This is a genomic window from Agromyces sp. NPDC058110 (assembly GCF_042884735.1).
Lineage (GTDB): Bacteria > Actinomycetota > Actinomycetes > Actinomycetales > Microbacteriaceae > Agromyces.
Genome location: NZ_JBHVTI010000007.1, coordinates 241,000 through 256,773, shown reverse-complemented (window position 1 = coordinate 256,773; position 15,774 = coordinate 241,000). Strand labels below are relative to the sequence as shown.

General features: G+C 73.2%; 12 protein-coding genes. 6 read left to right on the top strand and 6 right to left on the bottom strand.

Going from position 1 to position 15,774, the window contains the following annotated elements; genetic code table 11:
- Positions 1-4 precede the first annotated feature (4 nt).
- A complete protein-coding gene (locus ACFVS8_RS18120; protein WP_387065494.1) occupies positions 5-1,390 on the bottom strand; it encodes a PLP-dependent aminotransferase family protein in 1,386 nt (461 codons plus the stop codon).
- Positions 1,391-1,463: 73 nt separating this feature from the next.
- Here ACFVS8_RS18120 and ACFVS8_RS18115 point away from each other — a divergent pair, with 73 nt between their 5' ends.
- Both ACFVS8_RS18115 and purF read left to right on the top strand, forming a co-directional pair.
- Positions 1,464-1,973 (top strand): carboxymuconolactone decarboxylase family protein, encoded by a 510-nt coding sequence (locus ACFVS8_RS18115; RefSeq protein WP_387065491.1) that lies wholly within the window; start codon positions 1,464-1,466, stop codon positions 1,971-1,973.
- A 129-nt stretch (positions 1,974-2,102) separates the two neighbouring features.
- Positions 2,103-3,560, top strand: a complete 1,458-nt coding sequence (gene purF / locus ACFVS8_RS18110) for an amidophosphoribosyltransferase (RefSeq protein ID WP_387065488.1) — start codon at positions 2,103-2,105, stop codon at positions 3,558-3,560.
- Between the two features lie 110 nt (positions 3,561-3,670).
- On the opposite strand, the gene ACFVS8_RS18105 is transcribed toward purF, so the two are convergent.
- Entirely contained in the window at positions 3,671-4,117 is a 447-nt protein-coding gene (locus ACFVS8_RS18105) for a potassium transporter Trk (protein WP_387065486.1), read from the bottom strand.
- Between the two features lie 95 nt (positions 4,118-4,212).
- Complete coding sequence (locus tag ACFVS8_RS18100) at positions 4,213-9,357, bottom strand: HtaA domain-containing protein (protein ID WP_387065484.1); 5,145 nt, start codon at positions 9,355-9,357, stop codon at positions 4,213-4,215.
- A 153-nt stretch (positions 9,358-9,510) separates the two neighbouring features.
- On the opposite strand from ACFVS8_RS18100, the gene ACFVS8_RS18095 reads away from it, so the two are divergent.
- The 3 genes from ACFVS8_RS18095 to ACFVS8_RS18085 are packed head-to-tail and all read left to right on the top strand — an operon-like array spanning position 9,511 to position 12,649.
- Complete coding sequence (locus tag ACFVS8_RS18095) at positions 9,511-10,671, top strand: hemin ABC transporter substrate-binding protein (protein ID WP_387065482.1); 1,161 nt, start codon at positions 9,511-9,513, stop codon at positions 10,669-10,671.
- Positions 10,668-11,777 carry a FecCD family ABC transporter permease gene (locus ACFVS8_RS18090; protein WP_387065480.1) on the top strand — a complete coding sequence of 370 codons (1,110 nt, stop codon included), beginning with the start codon at positions 10,668-10,670 and terminating at the stop codon, positions 11,775-11,777. The genes ACFVS8_RS18095 and ACFVS8_RS18090 overlap by 4 nt, the downstream gene beginning before the upstream one ends.
- A complete protein-coding gene (locus tag ACFVS8_RS18085) occupies positions 11,774-12,649 on the top strand; it encodes a heme ABC transporter ATP-binding protein (RefSeq protein ID WP_387065478.1) in 876 nt (291 codons plus the stop codon). Before ACFVS8_RS18090 ends, ACFVS8_RS18085 begins: the two co-directional genes overlap by 4 nt.
- A gap of 15 nt (positions 12,650-12,664) precedes the next feature.
- Here ACFVS8_RS18085 and ACFVS8_RS18080 read toward each other — a convergent pair whose 3' ends face one another.
- The 3 genes from ACFVS8_RS18080 to ACFVS8_RS18070 all read right to left on the bottom strand — a co-directional run bounded on the left by ACFVS8_RS18080 (position 12,665) and on the right by ACFVS8_RS18070 (position 14,262).
- A complete protein-coding gene (locus tag ACFVS8_RS18080) occupies positions 12,665-13,156 on the bottom strand; it encodes a DUF6790 family protein (protein WP_387065475.1) in 492 nt (163 codons plus the stop codon).
- Positions 13,157-13,248: 92 nt separating this feature from the next.
- Positions 13,249-13,791 (bottom strand): putative immunity protein, encoded by a 543-nt coding sequence (locus ACFVS8_RS18075; RefSeq protein ID WP_387065473.1) that lies wholly within the window; start codon positions 13,789-13,791, stop codon positions 13,249-13,251.
- A 57-nt stretch (positions 13,792-13,848) separates the two neighbouring features.
- Entirely contained in the window at positions 13,849-14,262 is a 414-nt protein-coding gene (locus ACFVS8_RS18070) for a sterol carrier family protein (RefSeq protein ID WP_387065471.1), read from the bottom strand.
- Positions 14,263-14,437: 175 nt separating this feature from the next.
- On the opposite strand from ACFVS8_RS18070, the gene purD reads away from it, so the two are divergent.
- Complete coding sequence (gene purD / locus ACFVS8_RS18065) at positions 14,438-15,751, top strand: phosphoribosylamine--glycine ligase (RefSeq protein ID WP_387065469.1); 1,314 nt, start codon at positions 14,438-14,440, stop codon at positions 15,749-15,751.
- Positions 15,752-15,774 lie beyond the last annotated feature (23 nt).

The following is a 15,774-nucleotide window of genomic DNA, read 5'->3' as shown; positions in this document are numbered from 1 at the left end:
CCCCTCAACGCACGGGCCTGGCCCGCTCGACGGCCTCGAGCACCACGGCCATCGCCTGGTCGAACCGGTGGTCGGGCGGGCCGCCGATGCCGACGACGAGCGCGGGCGGTCTGGGCGCCGCCGCCGGATCGACCGCGTACTCGGCCAGCCCGCCGATGCGGAGCCCGAGCGCCGCCGCCTCGTCGACGACCGCCTGCTCCGTGACATCCGGCGGCAGTTCGAGGAGGCACTGCACGCCCGCGGCCAGCCCGACGACCCGCGCGTCGGGCAGGCGGGCCTCGACGAACACCTCGAACCGCTCGCGACGCGCGCGGTAGCGCAGGCGGAGCGCGCGCACGCTCCGGTCGTAGGCCCCGGCACCGATGAAGGCGGCGAGCGCGAGCTGCGACAGCGCGTCGGTCGCTGACCCGGTGCGGACCCGCTCCTCGAGCACCTCGCCGCGCAGTTCGCGGGGCACGACCCCCCACCCCATCCCGAGCGCGGGCGAGAGCGCCTTGCTCGCCGTGCCGCCGTAGACGGTGCGGCCGGGCGCGAGAGGTTGGAACGCCCCGATGCTGCGGCCGTCGAAGCGGAACTCCCCGTCGTAGTCGTCTTCGATGACGAAGCGGCCCTCGGTCGTCGCCCATTCCGCGAGCCGCGCGCGGCGCTCGCGGGACAGGGGCACCCCGATGGGGAACTGGTGCGCCGGCGTGAGCAGCACCGCGTCGACCTTCGGGAGCGCCCCGTCGAGCAGGTCGACCCTGGCGCCGTCGGCGTCGACCGGCAGCGGCACGAGCTCGAGGCCCGCGGACTCGAGCACGGCGCGGTGCGATGCGTGCCCGTGGCTCTCCACGGCGACCCGCCCGGCGCCTCGGGCCACGAGCGCCCGGGCGACGAGGCCGAGCAGTCCGCCGAACCCGTGCGTCACGACGACGTCGTCGGGCGTCGCGAGCACGCCGCGCGTGCGGGCGAGGTACTCGGCGAGCCGCTCGCGCAGGGCGGCCGCGCCCTCGGGCGCGCCGTAGCCCAGCGCCTCGGTCGGGGCGTCGGCGAGGGCCCTGCGCACGGCGTCGGCCCACGCCGAGCGGGGGAACGCGGATCCGTCGGGCAGTCCGCCCCTGAGGTCGAGGTCGAACCTGGTCGACCGGTCGGCGCCGGCCGACGGCAGCGGCGACGGCCGTTCACGCACCCAGGTACCGGCGCCGACGCGCGCGTCGAGCCATCCCTCGCCGACGAGCCGGGCGTAGACCTCGGCCACGCTGTTGCGCGCGATGCCGAGGTCGGCGGCGAGCGAGCGGGTGGCCGGCAGGCGCACGCCGGGGGCGAGCACGCCGTCGCGGACGGCGTCGCGGAGCGCCTCCTCGAGGGAGGCGGCCTTGCGGCGCGCATCGAGTCGGACGTGTAGATCCAATCCGGAATTGGCCCAGTCATCCGCCATGCAAGTGGACGTTACCAGTGAGAGCCGCCCTCCGTAGCGTGGATGCATGACCACTTCGACCGCCTCCGCCGCCCCGAGCGCCGGACCCATCACGCCCGCACGTCGCCTCGACCTCGACGGCGTCGCGCCCGCGTTCATCCGCGCCGTCACCGCGCTCGACGAGGCGGCGGACGCCGAGGCCGACCGCGCCGGCATCCCCGCGACCCTGCGCGACCTGCTGAAGCTCCGCGCCTCGCAGCTGAACGGCTGCTCCTACTGCGTCGACCTGCACTCGCGCGACGCGATCGCGGGCGGCGAACCCGCCCAGCGCGTCTTCGCAGTCGCGGTCTGGCCCGAGTCGAACTTCTTCACCGCTCGCGAACGGGCCGCGTTCGCCCTCACCGAATCGGTCACGCGCCTCTCGGAGACGCACGTGCCCGAGGCGGTCTGGAACGAGGCCTCCGCGCACTTCACCGACGACGAGATCGCCGCGCTACTCGCCGTCATCGTCGCGATCAACGCCTGGAACCAGCTCGCCGTCTCGACCCGCGGATGGCGCCCGCGCCTCCAAGGCTGACGCTCGACGGTGCGGGTCGCCGCTCACCTGAGCAGCGACCCGCACCCAGTCGGCGCACATGCGCGCGTGTGGGAGGATGATGCAGTCCGATCGGACACCTTCCCCCACCTTCGAGGAGCCATTGCTCGCATGTGCGGCATCGTCGGAATCGTCTCGACCGAACCCGTCAACCAGCAGGTGTACGACAGCCTGCTCCTCCTGCAGCACCGCGGGCAGGACTCGACCGGCATCGCGACCGCCGAAGGGTCGGCGTTCCACATGGCGAAGGCCCGCGGCCAGGTGCGCGAGGCGTTCCGCACCCGCGACATGCGCTCGCTCATCGGCAACATGGGCCTCGGGCACGTGCGCTACACCACGAAGGGTGCCGCCGAGCGCGAGGAGGAGGCGCAGCCGTTCTACGTGAACGCGCCGTACGGCATCATCCTCGTGCACAACGGCAACCTCACGAACACCCGCGAGCTCTCGCAGGACCTGTTCAACATCGACCGCCGCCACGTGAACTCCACGAGCGACACCGAGATGCTGCTGAACGTGCTCGCGACCGAGCTCACCGGGCAGATCCAGGGCTTCTCGCTCGACGCCCACCAGGTGTTCCGCGCCGTCGAGCAGGTGCACGAGCGCGTCGAGGGCTCCTACGCCGTGATCGCGATGATCGCCGGCCACGGCCTGCTCGCGTTCCGCGACCCGTTCGGCATCCGCCCCCTGATCCTCGGCAAGCGCACGGCCGACTCCGGTAAGGACGAGTGGATCGTGGCATCCGAATCGCTCGTGCTCGAGAACGGCGACTACGAGATCGTGCGCGACGTCGAGCCGGGCGAGGCGATCTTCATCACCCTCGACGGCGAGATGGTCTCGAAGCAGTGCGCGCGCAACCCGCGCCTCGTGCCCTGCTCGTTCGAGTACGTCTACCTCGCCCGCCCCGACTCGGTCATGAACGGCATCTCGGTCTACGAGTCCCGGCTGCGCATGGGCGACCGGCTCGCCGACACGATCGCGAAGCACATGCCGCTCGGCGACGCCGACGTGGTCATGCCCATTCCCGACTCGTCGCGCCCGTCGGCCATGCAGGTCGCGCAGAAGCTCGGCATCGAGTACCGCGAGGGCTTCTACAAGAACCGCTACGTGGGCCGCACGTTCATCATGCCCGGCCAGTCCGAGCGCAAGCGCTCGGTGCGTCAGAAGCTGAACGCCATGGGCACCGAGTTCCGCGGCAAGAACATCCTCATCGTCGACGACTCGATCGTGCGCGGCACGACCTCGCAGCAGATCGTGCAGATGGCCCGCGACGCCGGCGCCAACAAGGTGACCTTCGCCTCGGCCGCGCCCCCCGTGCGGTTCCCCCACGTGTACGGCATCAACATGCCGAGCCGTCAGGAGCTCATCGCCCACGGACGCAAGATCCCCGAGATCGCGGCCGAGCTCGGCGCCGACCACATGATCTACCAGGAGGTCGCCGACCTGCAGGCGGCGATCACCGAGGGCACCTCGATCGAGGCGCTCGACCTCTCGTGCTTCACGGGCGACTACGTCACGGGCACGGTCAGCGAGGAGTACCTCGAGTGGGTGGAGCAGACCCAGCTCAGCTGACGGCCGAGCACGCGGCATCCGGATGCCGCGAGCAGGCGATGCGCGAAGGGCCGCCCCGTCGATCGGGGCGGCCCTTCGTCATGGCATGGGCGAGCGGATGCTCCGCGGTGCTACGGCGTCTCGTCGACGCGGTGGGCGACCTCGTGCTCGACACCGACCGAGGTGGTGCGACGTGCGAGCGCCCGATCGAATGCGAGCGCGACGATGGCGCCCAGGGCCAGACCGATCGACGCGCAGATCAGCAGCAGGAAGCCGAACACCTGGCCGCCGTCGAACCCGACGGGCACGAACTCGCTCTGCTCGGGCGTGAACGAGAGCGTGAGCACGAGCGCGACGACCGCGCCGAGGCTTGCCCCGAGGGTCATGAACCGGCCGTACTTCGGCGCCCGGCGCACGGTCGCGGTGTCGCTCGACACCTCGGTCTCGATCAGGGTCTCGGATGCCTCGGGCTGCAGGCCGGAGACCGGCGCCGACGCCGCAGCGGCCTCGGCCGACACTGACGGCGGGTTCTGCTCGGCGCGCTCTGGCGAGTCTGCGGGGGTGGGGGCGTTGCTCACCCGACCATTGTCGCGCACCAGCCTGAGTGCGGGATCATCGAACGACGCCGGGCCGCCGACCGGTGAGGTCGACGGCCCGGCATGTCGGAAGCGGATCAGCTCCCGGTCGTGCTGCGACGCGCGCGGATCACGAGCACCGCGACGACCGCGAGCACGAGCGCCAGCAGTGCGGCCGACAGCACCCAGACCCACCAAGCGGGTCCGGTCTGGCTCGCGTCGGCAGCCGCGGCCGCGGCGTCGCCGCCGGCGCTCGTCGGCTCCTCGACCTCGGTCGTCTCCGCGGCAGCGGGCTCGGTCGTGGTGCAGTCGCCCGACACCGTCGCCGTGAAGGCCACGGGGTCGAGTTCCTCACCCGCCGGGTAGGTGCCGAACGCGGCCGCCCCGGCCTCGGTGAGCACCGCGGTCGCCTCACCCGCGAGCCTCCCGTCCGCCAGCGCGAGGCCGTCGCCGAGCCCGAGCTCGGCGAAGCGCACCTGCTTCAGGTCGATCGGCTGGCCGTCCTGCGTCGTGCCCGTGACGTCGAGCAGCAGGAACGCCCCGCCGCTGCCGTCGAGCTCGACCTTCGGGTTGGCGATCGTCGTGTCGAGCGCGCCGTCGTGGCCGGTGAACTCGATCGATCCGGGGTAGGCCACGACACCGCGACCCGACTCGTCGAGCGACCCGGTGGCGCCGGTGAAGGCGAACACGCCGCCGTTCTCGCCGACGCCGGCCAGCGCCCAGTCGCCGTTCGCGATGCCGCTCGTGAGGTAGCTGCGGAACGACTCCTTGAAGCCCCAGTCGAGGTCGCCGGCGGACACCGTGCACACGCCCGCCTGCTCGGCCGGGACCGTGAACTGCACGCCGACGTTCGTCGACCCCTGGAACGTCAGGGTGTGCACGCCGGGCTCGAGCGAAGCCGGGATGCTGCCCGTCCACGTCACGACGCCCTCGGCATCGGCGACCAGGTCGTCGGCGAGCACGATCGGCGTGGAGTACACGACCGCCGCGATGTCCTCCTCGTTCGCCTCGAAGCCGGCGGCGGTCACGGTGACCTGCTTGCCTGCGCCGAGTGCGGCGAGGGTGGCCGTGTCGAGCACGATGCCCGTCGTGGCCGGGGGCGTCGCGGGGACGTCGCGGGTCGGGCTCGCCGTTGCGGCAGCGGTGACCACGGTGCCGCTGTCTCCGGCGGGTGCCGCCGCCGGCGCGCCGATCACGGCCGTCAGCGGAGCGAGCGCCTGGCCGGCGCCGTAGTAGCCGTTGAACGCGGGCACGCCGGTCGCGAGCAGGGTCACCGGCGCGTTCGCGAACCGCGTGGCCCCGTTCTGCACGCTCGTCGCGGCGGCGCCGAGATCGACGCTCGCCAGGTCGACGCGCGAACCGTTGACGGCGACGCTCAGCACACCGGACTGCGGCGAAGCGACGCGGAGCACCGGGTCGGCGAAGGTCACGTCGAGCGCACCGCCGTGCCCGCGGAAGTTCACGGAGCCCGAGTACTCGGCCGTACCGCGCCCCGCACCGGCATCGTACCCGCCGCCCGACTGCCCGAACTGGAACACGCCGCCCGAACGGGTCGCACCGCTCACGCTGATGCTGCCGTTGGCGATCGTGCCGCCGATGTACGCGACGAAGCGGTCGTAGACGCCCCAGCTCAGTGAGCCGCCCGCGACGACGGGGTTGCCGCCGACCACCGGAGGGGTGGCCGGATCGGTCGGCTTCGGCGTCTCGGGCTTCGGCGTCTCGGGCTTCGTGCCCGCCTTCACCGACACCGCGGCGAACGCGTCGAGGCTGCGATCGGTCTGCGACAGCCCGTGGGCGGCCGAGCTCGCGACGACGTAGGAACGCGCGGCGTCGAGCTTCCCGGCGGGAACGGTGATCTTCACCGTGAACGCGCCCTTCGAGAGCTGGTCGGGCCGCACCCACTCGATCGCGATCCAGCCGTCGGCCGGCAGCGGGCCGTTGCCGGCCCAGACCGACTTCTCGCCGAACACGACGTAGACGCCCTGCGCGGCGGACGCGCCGGTGTACCCCGTGCCGGTGACGGTGAGCACGTTCGACTTGGAACCGTCGAGGTCCCTGGCGGGCGAGACGCTGAGCTTCAGGCCGCTCGGATCGACCGGGGTGCCGGGCTCGCCGGGCTCACCGGGGTCGACCGTGCCCGTCGCGACGGTGATCGGCGCGAACGCGTCGAGACTGCGATCGACGGCGGAGAGTCCGTGCGCCGCGGACGTGGCCACGACGTACCCCTCGGCCGCGTCGAACCTGCCCGCCGGCACCGTCAGCGTCGTGGTGAACGTGCCCGCGACGATCTGCGTGGGCATCACCCACCCCTGCGCGAGCCATCCGTCGGCGACGAGCGGGCCGCCGGTCCAGATGTCATCCTCGCCGAGGAGCACGTACACGCCGTTCGCCGCGCCCGCGCCGAGGTACCCGGTGCCCGAGACGGTGAACGTGTTCGAGACCGACCCGTCGACGTCCGTCGACGGCGTCACCGTGAGCTTCGGGTCGATCACCGGCGCCACCGGTGCAACGGTGATCGACGCGAATGCATCGAGCGTGCGGTCGGTGACCGACAGGCCGTGTGCGGCGGATGACGCCGCGACATAGCCCTTCGCCGGGTCGAACTTGCCCGCGGGCACGGTCAGCGTCGTGGTGAACTTGCCGTCCGTGATCTGCTGCGGCATGACCCAGCCCTGCACGAGCCACCCGGCCGACGGCAGCGGACCGCTGCCGTTCCAGACGCCGGCGTCGCCGATGAGCACGTACGCGCCGTTGGCCGCACCGGCCCCGACGTACCCGGTGCCCGAGACGGTGAACGTGTTCGAGACGGTCGAGTCGACGTTCGTCGACGGCGTCACTGCGAGCTCCGGCTCGATCACCGGCGCCAGCGGTGCGACCGTGATCGACGCGAACGCATCGAGCGTGCGGTCGGTGACCGACAGGCCGTGCGCCGCGGACGACGCCACGACATACCGCTTCGCCGGGTCGAACTTGCCCGCGGGCACGGTCAGCGTCGTCGTGAACGAGCCGTCGGCGATCCGCTGCGGCATCACCCAGCCCTGCACGAGCCACCCGGCCGACGGCAGCGGACCGCTGCCGTTCCACACGCCCTCTTCGCCGATGAGCACGTAGGCGCCGTTGGCCGCACCGGCCCCGACGTACCCGGTGCCCGAGACGGTGAACGTGTTCGAGACCGTCGAGTCGACGTTCGTCGACGGCGTCACCGTGAGCTTCGGGTCGATGACGGGCGCTGGAACGGTGAAGTCGATCGGCGTCGCGGTCTCGAACGGAGCGTACTTCGCGCCGCCGCCCGGGTAGGTGTAGATGCCGTAGCTGCCGTTCGCCAGCGCCCCCTCGAATTCGCGCACGGTCAGCGTGGTCTCGAAGGTGCCGCCCGCGCCGATCGTGATGCCGCCGGCGTTCGCCCCGCCGATCGTGGCGAGGTCCCCCTCCTGCACGGCCCACTTCTGCGCGTCGACCTTGCGCAGTGCGGATGCGCCGCCCGCGCTCGGCTGCCAGCCCTCGGCGAAGGAGCCGAAGACGACGTAGGCGCCCGTGAACTTGCCCGCGAGCGGGGGGCGCGTGCCGGTGGTCGCGGCACCCGCCGGGAGGAAGCCCGCACCGCGGACCGTCACGGTCTCGCCGGCGGGGTCGAGGTCGCTCGTCTTCGAGACGGTGACCTTCGGCGCGAACGAGATCGGGGTCTCGATCTCGAACGGCGCGTACTTCGCGCCGCCGCCCGCGTACGTGTAGACGCCGTAGGCGCCGTCGGTCACGAGCGCCTCGTAGTCGGCGCTCACGGCGAGCGTGGTCTCGAAGGTGCCGTCGTCGGCGATGACGATGCCGCCCCTGGCAGCGCCGCCGATCGCAGCGAGCTCGGACTCGTGCACGCCCCACTTCACGTCGCCCGTGGGCCGGGTCGATGCGGCGGCACCCGTGCTCGGCGCCCAGGCGTCGGCGAACGCGCCGAAGGCGACGTACGCTCCGCCGAACTTGCCGGCGAGCGGAGGCCGTGCGGCCGTGGTCTCGGCCGTCTGCGTGAAGCCGACACCCTTGACCGTGACCGTCTCTCCGAACGGGTCGAGGCCCTCGGTCTTCGAGACGAAGACGCCCGGCTTGAAGCTGATCGGGGTGAAGCTTTCGAACTCGGCGTTCTTCGCGCCGCCGCCGGGGTAGGTGTAGATGCCGTAGTTGCCGTCGGCGAGCGCGCCCGCGTAGTCGTACGAGACGGTCAGCGTGGTCTCGAATGTGCCGTCGTCGGCGATGACGATGCCGCCCCTGGCAGCGCCGCCGATCGCAGCGAGCTCGGACTCGTGCACGCCCCACTTCACGTCGCCCGTGGGCCTGGTCGATGCGGCGGCACCCGTGCTCGGCGCCCAGGCGTCGGCGAACGCGCCGAACGCGACGTACGCGCCCGTGAACTTGCCGGCGAGGGGCGGCCTCGTGCCCGTCGTGGCTGCGCCGTTCGGCACGAAGCCCGACCCGGTGATCGTGACCGTCTCGCCGTGGGGGTCGAGGCCGGAGGTCTTCGAGACCACCACGGTGGGCGTGGTGACGCCCGGCTCCTCCGTACCCGGCTCTTCCGTACCCGGCTCTTCCGTGCCCGGCTCTTCCGTGCCCGGCTCCTCGGTGCCCGGCTCCTCGGTGCCCGGCTCCTCCGTGCCCGGCTCCTCCGTGCCCGGCTCCTCGGTACCCGGCTCCTCAGTGCCCGGCTCCTCGGTACCCGGCTCCTCGGTACCCGGCTCCTCGGTACCCGGCTCCTCGACTGCCGCGGCGTAGCGCACCGGGGTCTTCGTGTCCTGCGAGACGTCGCCCATCATGCCGCCGCCGTGCGCGCGCGACGTGAACACGGCGAGGTCGGCGTCGCCGACGGCCGGTGCGGCGAGCTCGAGCGAGAACGATCCGTCGGCGGCCATCGGCGCACGAGTCGCCGTCGAACCCAGGCCGGTCGCGACCCAGACGGTTCCCGACTCGACGATGCCCGCGGTGTAGAAGCCGGCTGCCTCTGCCGGCCCGATCCCCACGTAGACGCCGGTGCCGTCGGCCTTGAATCCGGTGCCGCTGATCGTGACGGGTCCGCCCTCGCGGGGCGCCTCGGTCACGGTGACCGTCGGTGCGCCGTCGGCGAAGGCCGGCGCCGCGGCCGTGACCGCTCCGCCGAGCGCGAGCGCGGTGGCGAGGATGGCGGCGAGCCATCGCCGGAGCTTGGGCGGAGCACTCGCTCCGGTCTCAGGGGGCGGAGCTGTGGGCAGTGTCGACGTCAAGACGCGGACCTCCGGGTCGGCGCGCGAGCGCGACGGAACCAGGGGTTCCGTGGCGGTGCAGCGGGTGAGGGGGATGCCTGAAGTTAGGTTAGGCTCATCTAACCTATGCGAACGAATACTCACCGCGCAAGGTGAGGTAAGGCTAACCTTAAGATGACGAAGAATCGAAACGCGCGCGCCGCCGTCGCAGCGTTCGCGGCAGTCGCGGCGCTCGCGCTCGCAGGGTGCGCGGCCACCGGCGCAGACGGCACGACCGCCGCGGGCGCATCAACAGAGGCCGAGTGCCCGGGCGCATCGACGCCCTTCGACCAGCTGGAGCTCGCCGCCGACGTGCGCGAACTCGACGGCCCGTCGACGGCATGCCTCGCCGACACCAGCCTGCCGATCATCGAGTCCGACGAGGCATCCGCCGTGCCGTTGACCGTGACCGATGTCGACGGCGTCGAGGTGACCGTCGAGTCGACGGAGCGCATCCTGCCCATCGACATCACCGGCACGATCGCCGCGACGGTCTTCAGCCTGGGTCTCGGCGACCAGGTCGTGGGCCGCGACTCGTCGACCGGGTTCCCCGAGGCCGCCGACCTGCCCGTGGTCACGCAGGAGGGCCACACGCTCTCGGCCGAGGCCGTGCTCTCGCTCGACCCGACCGTCGTCATCACCGACACGACCCTCGGCCCGCGCGACGCCCTCGCCCAGTTGCGAGACGCGGGCATCCCGGTCGTCATCGTCACGAAGGAGCGCAGCGTCGAGAACATCGGCGAGCTCGTCGACCAGATCGCCGGTGCGCTCGGGGTGAGTGAGCGCGCCGAGCTGCTGAAGTCGGCCATCGACGCCGACCTGAGCGCGGTCATGACGCCGATCGAGGCGTCGATCCCGGCCGACCCCGCCGACCGGCCCCGCATGATCTTCCTCTACGTCCGCGGCAGCGCGAACGTCTACTACCTCTTCGGCGAGGAGTCGGGCGCCGACTCGCTCATCGAGGCGGTCGGCGGCTTCGACGTCGCCGGCGAGATCGGCTGGGAGGGCATGCGGCCGGTGACCGCCGAGGCCCTCGTGCAGGCGGCGCCCGACGTCGTGCTCGTGATGACCGAGGGGCTGGCCTCGACCGGCGGAGTCGACGGGCTGCTCGAACGCCTGCCCGCGCTTGCCTCGACGCCCGCGGGCGAGCACCGCCGCATCGTCGACATGGCCGACACCGAGATCCTCGGGTTCGGGCCGCGCACGCCGGCCGTCGTCGACGCACTCGCCCGGGCGGTCTACGCACCGCAGCCCTCGACCGCGACCGCCGACACCGCAGCCGAGACGAACGGATGACGCGGCTCGCACCCGCGACCGACGCCGCCGCCGACACCGCAGCCGAGGCATCCGCCCCGCTCGGATCGCGCCGCTCGGCCGGCCGCCGCATCGCGCTCTTCACCGGACTCGGCGTCGCGCTCGTGGTCTTCGCCCTGCTCTCGGCGGTGATGGGCCAGCTGCAGATCGGCCCGGGCGAGGTGTGGAACAGCCTGCTGCGCGGACTCGGCCTGAGCGACGCCCCCGCGGCCGCGCCGCACGTCGACTCGGCCCTGTGGACGATCCGGTTCCCGCGCATCGTCGCCGCGATCCTCATCGGCGCCGCCCTCGCGGTCGCCGGAGCCATCATGCAGGCGGTCTTCGCGAACCCGCTCGCAGAGCCGGGCGTCGTCGGCGTCTCGTCGGGCGCGGCGCTCGGCGCGGCCGTGACGATCGTGTTCGGTCTCACCGCGACGAGCGACTGGGTCACCGCCGGGGCGTCGTTCCTGGCCGGACTCGCGACGACCCTGGTCGTCTACCTCGCGAGCAGGTCGGGCGGTCGCACCGAGGTCGTGACCCTCGTGCTCACGGGCATCGCGGTCAACGCCTTCGCAGCGGGCGGGCTCGCGCTGCTCACGTTCCTCGGCGACACGGCCAGTCGTGAGGAGATCGTGTTCTGGCAGCTCGGGTCGCTGAACGGCTCGCGCTGGCAGGAGATCGGCGTCATCGCGCCGCTGGTCGCGGTGTCGCTCGTGTTCGCGTTCGCGCTCGCCCGCCAGCTCGACCTGTTCTCGCTCGGCGAGCGCAGTGCCCGGCACCTCGGCGTGCACGTCGAACGCGTGCGCATCGTCTCGATCGTCGTCGTCGCGGTGCTCACCTGCGCGGCCGTCGCGTTCGCGGGCATCATCAGCTTCGTCGGCCTCATCGTGCCGCACCTCATGCGCATGGTCATCGGGCCCGCGCACCGCGGCCTCATCGCGGCGAGCGCGCTCGGCGGCGCCCTGCTCCTGCTCGTCGCCGACCTCGTCGCGCGCACGGCCGTGCCGATGGCCGACCTGCCGATCGGCATGCTCACCTCGCTCGTCGGCGGCCCCTTCTTCTTCTGGCTGCTGCGACGTCAGCGCAAGGGTGCAGGCGGATGGCGATGAGCGCGACCACGCCCCCCGGCGAGCCCGCCGTGCAGCGGAGTGCGCCTCGCGGGCGTACCGGACCGCACTCCGTCGCCCATCGGGGCCTCCAGCGCGACGAATCGGCGGCGGGCCTCGTGGCCGAGCGGGTCTCGGTCGTCATCGACCGGGCGAACCTGCTGACGGATGTCTCGTTCGCGGCCGCTCCCGGGCGCGTGCACGCGCTGCTCGGCCCGAACGGCGCCGGCAAGTCGACCCTGCTCTCGGTGCTGGCCGGCGACCGCGCGCCCTCGGCGGGTCGGGTGCTGCTGCGCGACCGGCCGCTGCCCGAGTGGCCGCTGCGCGACCTCGCCCGCACGCGGGCCGTGCTGACGCAGGACCACAGCGTGACCTTCGCGTTCAGCTCGCGCGAGATCGTCGAGATGGGCCGTCATCCGTGGGCCCGCACGCCGGCCGAAGCCGACGACGACCTCGAGATCGAGCGGGCGATGGCGGCGACGGATGTCTCGCACCTCGCCGATCGCCCGGTGGCGAACCTCTCGGGCGGCGAGAAGGCGCGCGTCGCGCTCGCCCGCGTGCTCGCTCAGCGCTCCCCCGTGCTGCTGCTCGACGAGCCGACCGCCGCCCTCGACCTGCGGCACCAGGAGGACGTGCTGCGCCTCGCGCGCGCCCAGGCCGCCTCGGGCGACGCCGTGGTCGTCGTGCTGCACGACCTCAACCTCGCCGCGGCCTACGCCGACGAGATCACGCTGCTCGAGCGCGGCCGCGTCGTCGCGCACGGCGCGCCCGCCGACGTGCTCACGGCCGAACGCATCGAGGCCGTCTACGGCCAGCCGGTCGAGGTCGTCGAGCACCCGCGCACCGGGGTGCCGCTGGTGCTGCCGGTGCGCTGAGCACGCGGGCGGTGCTCAGCCGGCCAGTACCGACCAGAGGCCCCAGAGGCCCCAGAGGCCCCAGAGGCCCGCGAGGATCACGACGACTCCGACCACGAGGTCGGTCCAGAGCGCGAAGTCCTCCTTCGCGTTGCGGTCTCGGTTGCCGACGTGGCCCAGGAACGCGAGGAACAGGTACACGCCGCCCGCGAGGCCGGCGACCGGCCACCACCCGGGCACGAGCACCAGCAGCCCGACCGCCCCGAACGCGAGGTTCGCCTGCGCCAGCTCGCGCGTCACGGTGCGTTCGGCCACGGTCGGCTCGGTCGAACCCATGATCCCGGCGGTGACGTCGGGCTTCACGAGCTGCACGATGCCGGCGAAGAGCAGCCGGGTGCCGACGCCCCAGAACGCCCACCACATGCCGAACACGGCGACAGGGTCTGCGCCCGGCACGACCACCAGATGGATCACGCCCGAGACCAACGGCAGCACGACGGTCTGCAGTCCGACCACGACGAAGTACATGCGGCACCCCCACGACACGGCTGTGCCGAACTCTAGCGCGCAGCCGCGCGTCGGGCTTGGACGGCGCGGGGCGGCGCGGCGGCCGAGCGACCTCAGGCCGGGCGGATCTCCGCCTGGATGCGCCGGATCACGTCGCCGAGCACGCCCGACGCGAGCAGTCCCGAGCCGAGCGGCCCGGAGGCATCCGTTCCGAGGAGGGGGAGTCGTGCGAGCGCGACGCGCGTCGACGGGGACATGCGGGCGAGCTGCCAGGCGACCTCGCGATCGAGGGCATCGCCGCCCTCGGCGTCGGAGCCGGCGAGCGAGGCGGCCTTGGCCGCGTAGGCGGCGGCGCCGAGCGCATGCGCCCCCATGTGCGCGACCCCGCCCGCCTGGGCGGCGGCGCGGGCGGCGGCCACCGCCGCGGGCGACTCGACCGATTGCGCGGCGCGACCCGCGACGAAGCGCTGCCGGATCTCGTCGGCGGCGCTGAGCTCGCCGCGCGAGAACGCTCGGGCACGCGCGATGCCGTCGCGCGGGCGGTCGTCGTCGGGCGCCTCGGCCTCGAAGAGCGGCAGCACGCGGTCGGCGCAGTCGGCCGCCCACGCGGCGACGAGGCGGCGGTCCGATTCACTCAGCGTCTGCGGGGAGAGCATCGCAGCATCCTGCCACACGCCGCCGGGCGCCGCGTCGCGGGCCCCGGCCGCACGGCGTCAGCCGCGCAGCACCGGCAGCAGGCCCTCAAGGTCGGCGCGCTGGCCCGAGGCGTGCACGCGGCCCGCGTATCGGGCGTCGGCCCACGAGAGCGCCCCCGTGGCCAGCGACAGCCAGGTCGGGGCATCCGTCTCGATGACGTTCGGCGGGGTGCCGCGCGTGTGCTTGGGGCCCTCGACGCACTGCACCGCGGCGAACGGCGGCACGCGAACCTCGACCGTACCGCCCGGGGCACGCTCGGCGAGCAGCTGCAGCGAGTAGCGCACGGCGAGCGCGAGCGTCGTGCGATCGATCGAGGGCGGGGCGGATGCCTCGGGGGCGCCGCTCGCCGCACCGTCGCCCGTGGCCTGTGCGGCCGCCCAGGCGGCCACCGCCGCCCGCCCCTCGTCGTCGCCGATCCTCGCTCGTGCCATGGATCCATCCTCCCGCACCGCCACGACCTTCGGCCGCGCCACGATGCTCCGCGGCGACCGCGCATCCGCGGTGGTGCGGCGAAGCATCGTCACGCCGGCGATGCGCGGCGTCTCGCCGCGGGATGCGCGGCGTCACGCCCGCGGGGCCGCGAGCCCCATCGGGTAGCCTGATCCGGTGAAGATCCTCGTCCTCGGCTCGGGCGCGCGCGAGCACGCCATCATCCTCGCGCTCCTCGATGAGGAGGCCGGGCACGAGATCGTCGCGGCACCCGGCAACGCCGGTATCGCGGCATCCGCCACCTCCTCGGCGCGCGGCAGCGTCGAGACCATCGCGCTCGACCCGACCGACCGATCGGTGGTCACCGAGTACGCGCTCGAGAACGCCGTCGACCTCGTCGTCATCGGCCCCGAGGCCCCGCTGGTGGCGGGCGTCGCCGACGCGCTGCGCACGCGCGGCATCCCCGTGTTCGGGCCGGGCAGGGCCGCCGCCGCGCTCGAGGGCTCCAAGACGTTCGCGAAGCGCATCATGCAGGAGGCGAACGTGCCGACCGGCCGCGCCCGCCTCGCCGAGACGCTCGCCGACGTCGAGGCCACGCTCGACGAGTACGGCGCCCCGCACGTCGTGAAGGCCGACGGCCTCGCCGCCGGCAAGGGCGTGCTCGTGACCGACGACCGCGACGCCGCGCTCGCGCACGCCGCCCACTACCTGCAGCAGGGCCCGGTGCTCGTCGAGGAGTTCCTCGACGGCCAGGAGGTCTCGCTGTTCCTGCTCTCCGACGGCACGAACGTGCTGCCGCTCTCGCCCGCTCAGGACTACAAGCGCCTGCGCGACGGCGACCAGGGCCCCAACACCGGCGGCATGGGCGCGTACTCGCCGCTGCCGTGGCTCGACGCCGACTTCGGCAGCGAGCAGGCCTTCGTCGACGAGGTCATCGAGACCATCGCGCTGCCGACCGTGAAGCAGCTCGCCGACGAGCAGACCCCGTTCATCGGACTGCTCTACGCGGGGCTCATCCTCACGACGCGCGGCATCCGCGTGATCGAGTTCAACGCGCGCTTCGGCGACCCCGAGACGCAGGTCGTGCTGCCCCGCCTCGCGACCCCGCTGTCGGGCCTGCTGCTGGCCGCCGCCACGGGCGGACTGGGCGAGCTCCCGCGGCCCGAGTTCCGCCCCGATGCCGCGGTGACGGTCGTGCTCGCGAGCGAGGGCTACCCCGAGGCCCCCGAGACCGGGCGCGCCATCGAGGGGCTGGATGCCGCGGCATCCGTTCCCGGAGTGCACCTCGCCCATGCGGCGACCGCGATCGGCTCGACAACCGAGCCCGACGTCGACCCGCCCCTGCTCGCGACCGGCGGCCGGGTGCTGAACGTCGTGGCCGTCGGCGAGGACTTCGCGGAGGCCCGTCGCCGCGCGTACGAAGCGCTGGCGCACCTGAGCCTCGAGGGCGGCCAGTACCGCACCGACATCGCCGCGCGCGTCGCCGAGTAGCGCGGCAGCGCGGCACGAGCACG

Excerpts from the sequence above, each read along its gene's own strand:
- ACFVS8_RS18115 (WP_387065491.1), top strand. The coding sequence starts at position 1,464 with ATGACCACTTCGACCGCCTCCGCCGCCCCGAGCGCCGGACCCATCACG.
- purF (WP_387065488.1), top strand. The coding sequence starts at position 2,103 with ATGTGCGGCATCGTCGGAATCGTCTCGACCGAACCCGTCAACCAGCAG.
- ACFVS8_RS18095 (WP_387065482.1), top strand. The coding sequence starts at position 9,511 with ATGACGAAGAATCGAAACGCGCGCGCCGCCGTCGCAGCGTTCGCGGCA.
- ACFVS8_RS18090 (WP_387065480.1), top strand. The coding sequence starts at position 10,668 with ATGACGCGGCTCGCACCCGCGACCGACGCCGCCGCCGACACCGCAGCC.
- ACFVS8_RS18085 (WP_387065478.1), top strand. The coding sequence starts at position 11,774 with ATGAGCGCGACCACGCCCCCCGGCGAGCCCGCCGTGCAGCGGAGTGCG.
- ACFVS8_RS18080 (WP_387065475.1), bottom strand. The coding sequence starts at position 13,156 with ATGTACTTCGTCGTGGTCGGACTGCAGACCGTCGTGCTGCCGTTGGTC.
- ACFVS8_RS18075 (WP_387065473.1), bottom strand. The coding sequence starts at position 13,791 with ATGCTCTCCCCGCAGACGCTGAGTGAATCGGACCGCCGCCTCGTCGCC.
- ACFVS8_RS18070 (WP_387065471.1), bottom strand. The coding sequence starts at position 14,262 with ATGGCACGAGCGAGGATCGGCGACGACGAGGGGCGGGCGGCGGTGGCC.